This window comes from Rhizobium sp. UGM030330-04, from assembly GCF_003208455.1.
Classification (GTDB): Bacteria; Pseudomonadota; Alphaproteobacteria; order Rhizobiales; family Rhizobiaceae; genus Agrobacterium; species Agrobacterium rhizogenes_A.
The window spans coordinates 1-11,617 of the sequence record NZ_QKML01000014.1 but is presented as its reverse complement, the minus strand read 5'-3'; the positions used below and the strand labels follow the sequence as shown (position 1 = coordinate 11,617).

Genomic DNA, 11,617 nt, shown 5'->3' with positions numbered 1-11,617 from the left:
CGACCGGACCGGCTGCGCGCCGATCCGGAAGACCTGATTGCCTTATTTCTTGCCGACAGCGGCAATCGTCTTGTCGAAGAAAGCCTGATCCTTCACCAGCCCGGCAAAGACGGGATAGAGGCCCTTGGACACCTCCACAAACGCCTTCTGCTGCTCGGGCGTCAGGCGATTGACCTCCATGCCATGTTTTTGCAGTTCGGCGATCGTCGTTTCCGCGGTCGAGGCGTCGTTTTGCACCTTCCACACTTCCGCTTCCTTGGCCGCCGCCTCGACGGCTGCCTTGTGCGCGTCGCTCAGGGCGTTGAACTTGGCGGGGCTGATGCCCAGAACCCAGCCGTCACCCATGTGGTTGGTGATCGAGACGTATTTCTGAACCTCGTAGAATTTTGCAGATAGCGGCACATTGATCGGGTTTTCCTGGCCATCGACAACTTTCAGCTGCAGGGCATTATAGACCTCGGCAAAAGCAAGCGGAGTTGGTGCGGCGCCCATCTTCTTGAAGAATTCCACCCAGAGCGGATTGTTCGGCACCCGGAACTTCAAACCGCGCAGATCATCTGGAGAGGTTATGGGGCGCTTGGAATTGGTCATCTGGCGGAAGGGGCGCGGCCAGAGGTCGACCGCCTTGATGCCGATCTTTTCCAGCCCGGCACTCAGTTCCTTGCCCTGCTCACCTTCCAGATAGGTGCGAAGCTGTTCTTCATCGTCAAACAGATAGGGAATGGAGATCGCCGAAAAACGCGGATCGAAATTCGCGTAAAGCGATGTCGCCAGAAGCAGCATGTCGAGCGATCCACCAGCCAGCTGTTTGACCGCGCCCGACGGATCGCCGCCATAAAGCGAGCCGTTCGGGAAAACCTTCACGGTAACTTCGCCATTCGTTTTTGCCGACACCAGCTCCGCGAACTTGTTGGCAGCCAGCGTAATTTCGGAATTGTCCGGATCCGGCGTCGAAAGCGTCAGCGTTTCAGCCTGCGCGATGGATGCGACCAGCATGGTGGCGGCGAGAGCCAGCCCGTAAAGTTTCGAAATTTTCATGTGTTCCTCCCTTGTTATCTATGAAGCACGTCCGGTTAAAACGGAATCTTTGGACGTGCTCTATCTCTTTGTTTTAGCGCATTATCCGGACGTAAAACCGCTACGCACTTTTACTGGAAATGCTCTGGACAGTTTCGAGCGTTCCTCCGAACGCATTCATGCGCTTAATCTCAAGGATCACACCGCTGTGATCAAGCTCGCCCGCGCCATGCTCGACCATGGAGCGGAACAGCCGGTCAACCTCCTCGCCGACCGGTAATTTCAGGCCACGGCTTTCGGCGAAAGCCAGCGCCGTGGACGTATCCTTCACCTGGTATTTCGCCGGGCCGCCGGGGCGGAAATCGCCCTCCACCGTGCGTTTGCCGTGCTGGCGGAAGACGGTGGATTCGGCAAAACCGCCCAGCAAAGCCTGGCGCACCTGAGCCGGGTCGGCTCCCCCGGCTTCAACGAGGGTGAGAGCCTCGGCGACAGCGCAGATTGTCGAGGCGACGATCAGCTGGTTGGCAAGCTTGGCCAGTGAGCCGCAGCCCACCGGCCCGACATGGGTGACGCGGCCAAGGCAATTGAGGAGTGGCCGCAATGCATCCACATCCCGCTGCTCACCGCCGGCCATGATGGCGAGCATTCCCTCGATCGCCCCTTTTTCACCGCCGGAAACCGGTGCGTCGACATAAGCGACGCCATAAGCCTTGGCCACCTCCGCCTGTTCCCGTGCGCTGTCGACCGGGATGGAACTCATCATCAGCAGAATAGCACCGGGCTTCATGGTGGAAACGACACCCGAGGCACCGAGCAGAACCTCGTTGCAGACCGGCGCGGAACTCAGCATGCAGATGACGACATCGGCTTCGGCCGCAGCTTCTGCGGCCGTGGACGTCGGCTGCACGCCCTTTGCCGCCAGAGCCGCAGCTTTTTCAGCGCTGCGGTTCCAGGCTTTGACGGAAAACCCGGCCTCCGCCAGACGCCCCGCCATCGGAGCGCCCATGATACCCGTTCCGATAACGGCGATCCGGCGAATGTCAGCCATCGTTTCCATCTTTCAGAGCCATTGCCGGTTCAGGAAACGCACCGGCAGTTCTTCTTCGATGAGGGCGGGAAATGCTTCCCGAAACCGGTCGAGATGTGGTGTTTTCAGATGGTCGTCGAAAGCCTGTCTGTCGTCATAGACCTCGTAGAACACCACATTGTTTCCAGTTTCCGGCCGCACCACATCGAATTGCCGGCAGCCCGGTTCATCCTGAACCGAATGCCTGGCGTCATCGCGCGCCGCATCGAGAAAGGCGCCCATCGCGTCGGGCTTCACCCGAAATTCTGCGATCACCACGAAAGCTCCCTTCGACATGTCCTCTCTCCCGTCCATTACGCCGCGGCGTCCTTTTGCGGACGGAACTGGTTTTCCATGTCCTGGCGCAGCTTCACCACATCCAGATCATTGACCAGTTCCACATCGTCGAAGCTGACGATCTGGTCTTTCTTGATGGCGCGCTTCAGCTTGACATTATGGGCAAGGCCGATCGGCAGTGCCTTGATGTCGAGGCTACGGGTGGCGGGAATGGCGTTTGCCCAGACCGCGTAACCGCCCTCGCCGTCGAGCATCTCGCCGGGCTGCATATCCTTCTTCGCGGTCGCCACCGCATCGCCGCGGAACTCCCTGGAGCAACCGGTCGCTTCGTTGCGCAGCACGGCGGAAAGCACGCTGATCGAGGTTTCCAGCCCGATGATGTGGAATGGACGCCACATGGAGGCGTACCAGCCGGAGGGATCAGTCAGCAGGCCATATTGCTTGAAGCAGGCGCGGGCATATTCATTATGCGCCTTGAAGGTGACGAAAACGCCGTAACGAATGTTGTTGAACACCTCGCGTCCATCCGGCTCCTGGCTCGCGGCAATATCGACCAGACCGGAGCGCGACATACGGCCGCCATCGGCAGCGGGGCGGAAGACGCGGGCGAGATCGTGCAGGCCGGCGGGCGGAAAGGCCAGACCGTCATCCGGGCAATCCAGCCCCGTGCCATTGGCGACGGCCGCCATTTCGATGGCCGCCTTGGTGCCGTCGGTGAAGGAATTGTACATTTTCGGATTGAAGTCGCCCTTGGCCACTTCCTCGTCGGTCCAGCCGAAATAACCCCAGACCGTGTCCGGCGTCGAATAACGGTAACGCGGCTCGAAATTCATGCCCTTGCCGGCGGAAACGACCTCGAAGCCGGTGGCGCGCGCCCAGTCGACCAGCTCGCAGATCAGCGCCGGCTGGTCGCCGTAAGCCATGGAATAGATCAGGCCCTTCGCCCGCGCCTTTTCAGCAAGGATCGGCCCGACCATGACGTCGGCTTCGACATTGACCATGACGACGTGCTTGTTGTGCTCGATGGCGCCCAGTGCATGGCGCGCGCCGGCCAGCGGATGGCCGGTCGCTTCGATCACGCATTCGATCTCGCCGCAGGCGAAAAGCTCGTTCACATCGTCGGTCACATAGGTCTTGCCGCTCTTCAGCGCATCGGCGCAGCTCGTCGCGTCGTAACGCTCCTTCGGCCAGCCGACGCGGTCAAACGATTCCCTTGCCTTGCCGACATTGAGGTCTGCTACGGCGACCATGTGGAAACCGGCGATGCGCTGCGCCTGCGCCAGCACCATGGAGCCGAACTTGCCGGCGCCGATGAGACCAACCCGGACAGGTTTGCCGCCGGCTGCACGCGCTGACAGAAGAGAATAGAGATTCATGTTTTGACATCCTTCGCTGGGGAAATTGCTGGCGAGAATGTCCAGTCTGCCCGGCGAAGGCCATGCGATACCGAGGCTGCGAAGGTTCACCCCTCGCGGCGCTGGCCACATGACGTTTCTGCGTTCCTCCCGGATCCCGGCACGCCTTTGCGCCGGCTCTCGCGGTCGCCTCCCAAAGCAACCTTGAGACCAGAGTAGGAGCGTTCAGATATTAGTTCTATTTAGAAAATCAGATTTTTCGTTTAGTTTATCTAACAAGCCATCAGGCCGATTTGCGCAGCATCAGATCGGCGCTGAGCAGGATACGTTCACGCATCCGCGTCGTGTCATCCGTCTCATCATCCAGCTTCTGCAGCAGAAGCTCGATCGAAAGCCTGCCGATCTCGTTATAATTCTGCGCCACCGTGGTAATCGGCGGGCAGGCATAACGCGACAGCGGATGGTCGTCATGGCCGGCAACCCTGAGGTCGTAGTCGGAGCCATGGCCAACCTTGATGCCCTTCTGGAAGGCGGCGGCGATGACGCCGAAGGCGATACGGTCATTGGCGCATAAAATGGTGCGGGATGGCAAATGCCCTGCCCCATCCAGCAGCCTGCTCGCCTCATCAAAGGCGAAACGCTCGAAATCCCAAGTGACGATGCCGGGAACATCAATGACATGCGGCTCGAAGCCCAGACGCTGCATCGCTTCCTCATAGGCCGTGCGGCGTGTCGCAGCGTTGGTATTGACCTGCGGCATATCGAAGAAACAGGGCGGTTCGCCCGAACGGCAGAGATAATCCACCATCAGCCCGACACTCTGGCGGTTGTCCGTGCCGACAAAGGCCGAAGTCTCATCCAGCGGCGAATCGACATAAACGATCGGAATGCTGGCCGCGAGCTGCTCCAGCGTGGCGCGATGGGATTTGACGCCGAGCGGCGCGATGATGGCGCCCGCCACATTCATCGACTTGAAGGTGCGGATCGCCCGGTCCTCGATTTCTGCCTTGCCATCCGACGATAGCACGAAGGCGAGGAACCCCGCCTCGTTGGCGATGAGTTCGATGCGGCTCGTCAGCGCCATGTAGAACGGATCGGTGGAGTTCGGAATGATGATGCCGATGATATTGGAACGGCGGCGGTTGAGGTTGACGGCGAAGATATTCGGCCGGAAGCCCGATTTCTTCAGCGCATCCTCGATGGTGTCCCGCGTCTTCTTGCGGACCGAGGCCGGATCATTGAAGTATTTCGAAACAGTCGGGCGGGAAAGGCCGACGAATTCCGAAAATTCTTCCATCGTCCTGATAGATTTGGCCAAAGTGCTTGCCCCCATGAAATATTACATGTGGTACTCTATATCGACCGGCCTTCGCACGAAAAGCCGGTCGAATGGTTATCAACGGCCAAACGATCATTCGGCCGTAAACTGCACTTTCATCGTCGCCGGATCAGACGGTTTTTTCGTAAAGAACGGCAGCATTTCCGAAAGCGGCAGCCGGTGCGACACCAGCCGCGCCATGACATCGCCATCCGTCTCCAGAATGGCAAGCGCCTGCGGTATGTTGCGGTTCAGAGAATGTGAGCCGACAAGCTTCAGCTGACGCCGGAAGATTTCGAAAGGCGCCACCGAAATGCGGGCATCCGGCGCGCAGACGCCGAAAAACAGCGCGGTGCCGCCATCCGCAACCAGCGGGATCATCGCTTCGGCAACGGCGGCAATACCCGTCGCATCGGCCACAAAATCGAAAGACTTCTGCTGCCGCACGAGCGCCTCCGAGCCGGAAACCGCCACCTTCAGTCCGAGGCTTTCTGCAAAGGCCAGTCTGCTTTCATTGATATCGGCCATCGTTACTGTCTGAATGCCGCGTGCTTTCAGCGACAGGGCAAGCAGCAGGCCGATGGGACCGGCGCCGAACACAAGCGCACTTTCCGGCACCACGCCACTCTCACCGATACCAGCGCTCTGCATGCCATTGACGACGCAGGCGAGCGGTTCGGCAAGTGCCGCGACATGATAGGGCATCGAACCGATGCCGTGCAGGTGATCCGCGCGCACCACACTGAATTCGGCAAAGCCGCCATTGTGGGAAACGCCATAGGCCTTAAGCGTGCTGCAAAGGTTGGCCAGCCCCTTCCTGCAGCTGGCGCAGGTGCCGCAGGGCAGATTGGGATCGACGGCCACACGGTCGCCAGCCCTGAAGCCTGTCACATCGGAAGCCACGGCTGCAACTTCACCGGCATATTCATGGCCGGGGATAACGGGAAACGCGCCGTCACCATAACGCGCATGCAGCACGTCTATATCGGTGTGGCAAAGCCCCGAAGCCTTGACCCGCACGAGCGCATGACCCGGCGGCAGATCGGCGACGGGGAGTTCCGCCAGCACGGCGCGTCCCTTCTCGACGAATTGAATGGCATGCATGGTCATCTCCGGCTTTTCAGCTCATCCAGTTGCCGCCGTCGACATTGTATGTCTGGGCGAGAATATAATCGCTGTCGGCGGAGGCGAGGAAAACCGCCAGCCCCTTGATATCGTCAGGCGTGGCGAAACGGCCGATCGGCACGGATTTGGCCACCGCCGCCTTCTTCTCGCCGGGCTTCAAGCCTTCCCATTTGGCGAAATGCGCATCGACCACTTCCCAATGCTCACCATCCACCACACCCGGCGCAATGGCGTTGACATTGATGCCGTGCTTGACGAGCGCCAGCGCCGCCGACTGCGTGGCGGAAATGATCGCCGCCTTGGAGGCGCAATAAAGCGTCACCAGCGCCTCGCCGCGCCGGCCGGCCTGGCTTGCCATATTGATGATCTTGCCGCCGCGCGCCCGCTCGATCATGACGTTGGAGACGGCCTTCATCATGAACAGCGGGCCCTTGAGATTGATGTCGAACACCCGCTCATAGCTCTCTTCGGTAATGCCGTTGATCGGCGCCATATCGAAGATCGCGGCATTGTTGACGAGAATATCGATGCCGCCGAACTCCTCATCCACCGCCTTCACCACCGCATTGATCTGAGCGAGGTCGGTAACATCCAGCCGCACCGCCTTCGCCGAAGGGCCGATGGCGGCGGCAGACGCCGTGGCCCGGCCAATATCGATATCGGCGATGATGACCTTTGCGCCCTCATCGGCGAAAGCCTGCGCAAAACCAAGGCCGATACCGCGGGCAGCGCCGGTGATCAGCGCAACCTTGTTGTTCAATCTCATGTCGATCTCCGTGATGCATGGCGGGTCAATTGGCCATGCTCGTTTGTTGTTCGATGCTTTTCCTCACTCCCCTCATTCCTGTGCTTGTCACAGGAATCCAGCCGACGCGGCTCTCACGCGGCGAGAAAGTCCTTCCAGCCCAAAGACGTGGGCTGACTGGATTCCTGTGACAAGCACAGGAATGAGGGAAGAACTGGCCCTCGATCCCCACCCATGCCGCCCGCCACCAGAAGGCGAACGGGCGGCACGCCGGGAGGACGCGGCTACTTGATGTAGCCCGCGCGGGTCATGTCACGTTCGACCTGTTTCTGCGCGCCTTCGAGCGCCGCATCGACGGTCTGCTGGCCGGAAAGGGCTGCCGCGATCTGCTGGCCGACAACCGTACCGATGGACTGGAATTCCGGTATGGCGACGAACTGCACACCGGTATAGGGCACCGGATCCTTGGTCGGCTTGGACGGATCGGCAGACATGATCGCCTTCAGCACCGTATCCGCGAAAGGCGCAGCCTTCTTGTATTCCGGCAGCTCATAGGTGGATTTGCGCGTGCCCGGCGGCACGGCCACCCAGCCCTCGCTTTCACCAACCGTCTTCACATAGTTTTTCGAAGTCGCCCATTTGACGAAGGACTTGGCGGTTTCAAGCTTCTTCGTGCTGTTTGGGATTGCAAGGTTCCAGGACCACGACCAGCTCGAACCGTTCGGCGTTACCTCGACCGGAGCACGCGTAAACGCGGTCTTGTCGGCAACCTGGCTCTGCTTGGGGTCATAAACGCGGCCCGCCGCCGAGGTGGCGTCGATCCACATGGCGCAACGGCCGGATGAAAACAGCGTCTGGTTTTCGTTGAAGCCGTTGGCGGCCGCACCGGGCGGGCCGTAGGAGGTCATCAGCGCCACATAATCCGCAATCGCCTTTTTCCAAGGCTCGCTCGTCAGCTGCGGTTTCCAGTCCATGTCGAACCAGCGGCCGCCATAGGTATTGATCATGGTGCCGAGGAAGGCCATGTTTTCGCCCCAGCCCGGCTTGCCGCGCAGGCATATGCCATATTGCTGTTTCGACTTGTCGGTCAGCTTGGTGGCGAAATCCTTGATCTGGTCGTAGGTCGGATTGTCGGGCATCTTCAGGCCGGCGGCGTCGAACAGATCCTTGCGGTAAAGCGTGAACGAGCTTTCGGTGTAGAACGGCACGGCGTAAAGCTTGCCATCCACCGTCAGGCCCTTTTTGATCGGGTCGAGCAGATCGGCATAGTCATAATCGTCGCCGAGATCGTCGACGGGCGCCAGCCAGCCCTGCTTGCCCCAGATCGGCGCTTCGTAACCGCCAATGGTCATGATGTCGAACTGGCCGCCATTGGTGGCGATGTCGGTGGTGACGCGTTCGCGCAGAACATTCTCTTCCAGAACGATCCAGTTGATCTTGTTGCCTGTTTCCTTCTCCCAGGCGCTGGAAAGCTTCTGCATGATGATCATGTCGCCATTGTTGACGGTGGCGATGTTGATCTCTTCCGCCTGCGCCAGCCCGGCCAGAAGCCCGGCCCCAACCACAGACGACGACAGAATTCCAATGAATTTGCTCATGATACCCGCTCCTCCTTTACGGATGTCCACGCATAACAATACATGCGTAAATTTTTTATCTCGCGAAATCGCATCCATTGTCAACATCCAAAAATAAATCACCGCGCAGCCAAACCGCCCGAAACCCGCATAAATCCTTGTTTACACCGGTATATTCACTTAATAATTTATTATTTCGCGCATTTCCCTTGCTGCATTGCAGCAGATATTTCATCCATTAATATCTTGACGCGCGTAAACTTTAACTGATATCCGAGAAAATAACAGACTGGAAATGCACCTGCCCGGCAGGACGGCAGCACATGCTTATGGAGGAGACGATGAGGCAGGCATCTACACTGGCGCCGCAGACCCAGGGCCCGACCATCACGGCCGGCGAAATCCTCGTGGAGATCATGGCGACGACGGTGGGAAACGGCTTTCTCGAGCCGCAAACGCTGATCGGCCCTTTCCCGAGCGGCGCACCGGCCATCTTCATCGATCAGGTGGCGCGGTGCGGCGGAACCGCCGGCATCATTGCCGCAGTCGGTGACGACGATTTCGGCCGCCTCAACGTCGAAAGGCTGCGCCGCGACGGCGTCGATGTCTCGGCCATCGCCACCATTCCAGATCGCCCGACCGGCAGCGCCTTCGTGCGCTACCGTGAGAACGGCGCGCGCGACTTCGTTTTCAACATCGCCCATTCGGCGGCCAGCGAAACGCAGATGACGGATGAGGCGCAGGCGCTCATCGAAAAAGCCGGCCATGTGCACGTCATGGGATCGGCTTTTGCGATTGCCGGCATTGGCGACATCATTCTGGCGGCGATCGGACATGTCAGGGCACGCGGCGGTTCGGTGTCTTTCGATCCGAACATCCGCAAGGAACTGGCGCAGGGAGACGAAGGCCGCAGGCTGATCGACGATCTGCTTGCCGTCACCGATCTCCTGCTGCCGTCAGGCGAGGAACTTCAGGCCGCTTCCGGACTGGACGATGAGGATGCCGCGATAGAAAAGCTGCTCGCCTCCGGTGTCGGCGAAATCGTGCTGAAACGCGGCGCGAAGGGCGCAAGCCATTTCAGCCGCGCCCATGGGCGCATCGACGCCCCCGGCCTGAAGGTGGAGGAAATCGACCCGACCGGTGCCGGCGACTGTTTCGGCGCAACCTACCTCACCTGCCGCCGCCTCGGCATGCACCCGGCAAAAGCGCTCGCTTACGCCAATGCATCGGGTGCCCACAACGTCATCAGGCGCGGCCCGATGGAGGGCGCTGCCAGCCTTGCCGAACTCGATGCCTTCATGGCCGCGCAATTGTCGGAGGACGTCCTATGACCGCCATTCTGGAAAATCTCGCCGCCGCCCGCCGCGCCGGCAAACCCGCGGGCATCACGTCCGTCTGTTCGGCCCACCCCGTCGTCCTGCGCGCCGCGATCCGCCGCGCCGCCGCCAGCAAGACAGCCGTTCTGATCGAGGCGACCTGCAATCAGGTCAACCATCTCGGTGGTTATACCGGCATGACGCCCCGTGATTTTGTTGCCTTCGTCAACGGCATCGCGGCGGAAGAAGGATTACCCGGCGAACTCCTGATTTTCGGCGGTGATCATCTCGGCCCCAACCCCTGGCGCAGGGAGAAGGCCGAAGAGGCTCTGACAAAAGCCGCCGCCATGGTCGAGGCCTATGTGACGGCGGGTTTCCACAAGATCCATCTCGATGCCTCGATGGGCTGCGCCGGTGAACCGGCGGCGCTGGATGACGTCACCATCGCCAACCGCGCCGCCAAACTTGCCGCCGTTGCCGAAAAGGCCGCCACCGATGCCGGCCTGCCCAAACCGCTTTATATTCTCGGCACCGAAGTGCCGGTGCCAGGTGGTGCCGACCATGTGCTCGACACGGTTGCGCCAACGCAGCCGCAGGCAGCGCGCAACACCATCGACCTTCACCGCGAGATATTCGCGCAGCACGGTCTTTCACAAGCCTTCGAACGGGTCATCGCTTTCGTCGTGCAGCCGGGCGTGGAATTCGGCAGCGACAATGTCGTCGCTTATGATCCGCAGGCCGCGGAAGCGCTGAGCGCCGTTCTGGACGGCGAACCGCAGCTGGTGTTCGAGGCCCATTCCACCGATTACCAGACCGAACCTGCCCTTGCCGCACTGGTGCGCGACGGATATCCGATCCTCAAGGTGGGTCCGGGCCTCACCTTCGCTTACCGGGAAGCGCTTTATGCGCTTGATATGATCGCATCCGAAATGGTCGGCACCTATGGCGACCGGCCGCTGGCGCGGACCATGGAAAAACTGATGTTGAGCGCGCCGGGCGACTGGCAGGGCCATTACCATGGCGACGACATCACGCTGCGATTGCAGCGCCACTATAGTTACAGCGACCGCATCCGTTATTACTGGACACGGCCGGAAGCGTTGCAGGCCGTTTCCGCCTTGCATAAGGCGCTGGATGGGAAGACAATTCCCGAAACCCTGCTGCGCCAGTATCTCGGCGAATTACCGCTCGCCACAGTTGCGGGCGAAGACGCGGAAGAGATTTTGATCGCGGCTGTGGATCAGGTTCTGGCGACCTATCACGCGGCGACGGGCGAAGGCCGCCACTGACGGCAATCATAAATCCGGATGCCCCTGCGGCAGAGGCCGCCGGAGCGAAATGGGGGAAGTGTGAGCGGTTTCATCTGAAGTCCCGCTCAAACTTATAACTGTATCCGTGAGGGAGGACGACTAATGGCAACTCGAAACACGAGCGGTCTGGCGCGGGTGATGCTTGCGCCATCGGTGCTGTTATTGCTGGTGTGGATGATCGTGCCCCTGGCGATGACGCTGTGGTTCTCGTTCCAGAACTACAATCTCCTCAACCCGGCCAATGTCAGCTTTGCCGGCCTGTTCAATTACCAGTATTTCTACACTGACCCGGCCTTCTTCCAGTCGATCTGGAACACGCTTTTGATCGTCGGCGGCGTGCTTGCGATCACCGTCATCGGCGGCATCGCCATTGCGCTCCTGCTCGACAATGACATTTTCGGCCAGGGCATCGTCCGCATCATGATCATCTCGCCGTTCTTCGTCATGCCGCCGGTGGCCGCATTGGTGTGGAAGAACATGATCATGCATCC

General features: G+C 60.1%; 11 protein-coding genes. 3 read left to right on the top strand and 8 right to left on the bottom strand.

Annotated elements, in window-relative coordinates:
* Positions 1–42: 42 nt before the first annotated feature.
* The 8 genes from N434_RS20080 to N434_RS20040 form a co-directional block, all read right to left on the bottom strand.
* Positions 43–1,038 (bottom strand): DctP family TRAP transporter solute-binding subunit, encoded by a 996-nt coding sequence (locus N434_RS20080; RefSeq protein WP_065116546.1) that lies wholly within the window; start codon positions 1,036–1,038, stop codon positions 43–45.
* 100 nt (positions 1,039–1,138) lie between these two features.
* Complete coding sequence (locus tag N434_RS20075; protein ID WP_110760127.1) at positions 1,139–2,065, bottom strand: NAD(P)-dependent oxidoreductase; 927 nt, start codon at positions 2,063–2,065, stop codon at positions 1,139–1,141.
* Between the two features lie 12 nt (positions 2,066–2,077).
* Positions 2,078–2,380, bottom strand: a complete 303-nt coding sequence (locus tag N434_RS20070) for a putative quinol monooxygenase (protein ID WP_110760033.1) — start codon at positions 2,378–2,380, stop codon at positions 2,078–2,080.
* Between the two features lie 17 nt (positions 2,381–2,397).
* A complete protein-coding gene (locus N434_RS20065; RefSeq protein ID WP_065116564.1) occupies positions 2,398–3,756 on the bottom strand; it encodes an NAD(P)H-dependent oxidoreductase in 1,359 nt (452 codons plus the stop codon).
* A gap of 262 nt (positions 3,757–4,018) precedes the next feature.
* Entirely contained in the window at positions 4,019–5,032 is a 1,014-nt protein-coding gene (locus N434_RS20060; protein ID WP_048902871.1) for a LacI family DNA-binding transcriptional regulator, read from the bottom strand.
* 114 nt (positions 5,033–5,146) lie between these two features.
* Positions 5,147–6,157, bottom strand: coding sequence for a D-altritol 5-dehydrogenase (locus N434_RS20055; protein ID WP_110760031.1), 1,011 nt, complete (start codon positions 6,155–6,157; stop codon positions 5,147–5,149).
* A gap of 16 nt (positions 6,158–6,173) precedes the next feature.
* Positions 6,174–6,944 carry a galactitol 2-dehydrogenase gene (locus tag N434_RS20050; RefSeq protein ID WP_110760030.1) on the bottom strand — a complete coding sequence of 257 codons (771 nt, stop codon included), beginning with the start codon at positions 6,942–6,944 and terminating at the stop codon, positions 6,174–6,176.
* Between the two features lie 263 nt (positions 6,945–7,207).
* The gene (locus N434_RS20040; protein ID WP_181424031.1) at positions 7,208–8,521 is read right to left on the bottom strand and encodes an ABC transporter substrate-binding protein; all 1,314 of its coding nucleotides are present in this window, start codon (positions 8,519–8,521) and stop codon (positions 7,208–7,210) included.
* Between the two features lie 302 nt (positions 8,522–8,823).
* On the opposite strand from N434_RS20040, the gene N434_RS20035 reads away from it, so the two are divergent.
* From N434_RS20035 to N434_RS20025, 3 genes are all read left to right on the top strand, one after another.
* The gene (locus N434_RS20035; RefSeq protein WP_181424030.1) at positions 8,824–9,831 is read left to right on the top strand and encodes a tagatose kinase; all 1,008 of its coding nucleotides are present in this window, start codon (positions 8,824–8,826) and stop codon (positions 9,829–9,831) included.
* Complete coding sequence (locus N434_RS20030; RefSeq protein ID WP_110760029.1) at positions 9,828–11,105, top strand: D-tagatose-bisphosphate aldolase, class II, non-catalytic subunit; 1,278 nt, start codon at positions 9,828–9,830, stop codon at positions 11,103–11,105. Before N434_RS20035 ends, N434_RS20030 begins: the two co-directional genes overlap by 4 nt.
* Positions 11,106–11,228: 123 nt before the next feature.
* A partial coding sequence (locus N434_RS20025) for a carbohydrate ABC transporter permease (protein ID WP_146227673.1) occupies positions 11,229–11,617 on the top strand: 389 nt, incomplete at its 3' end.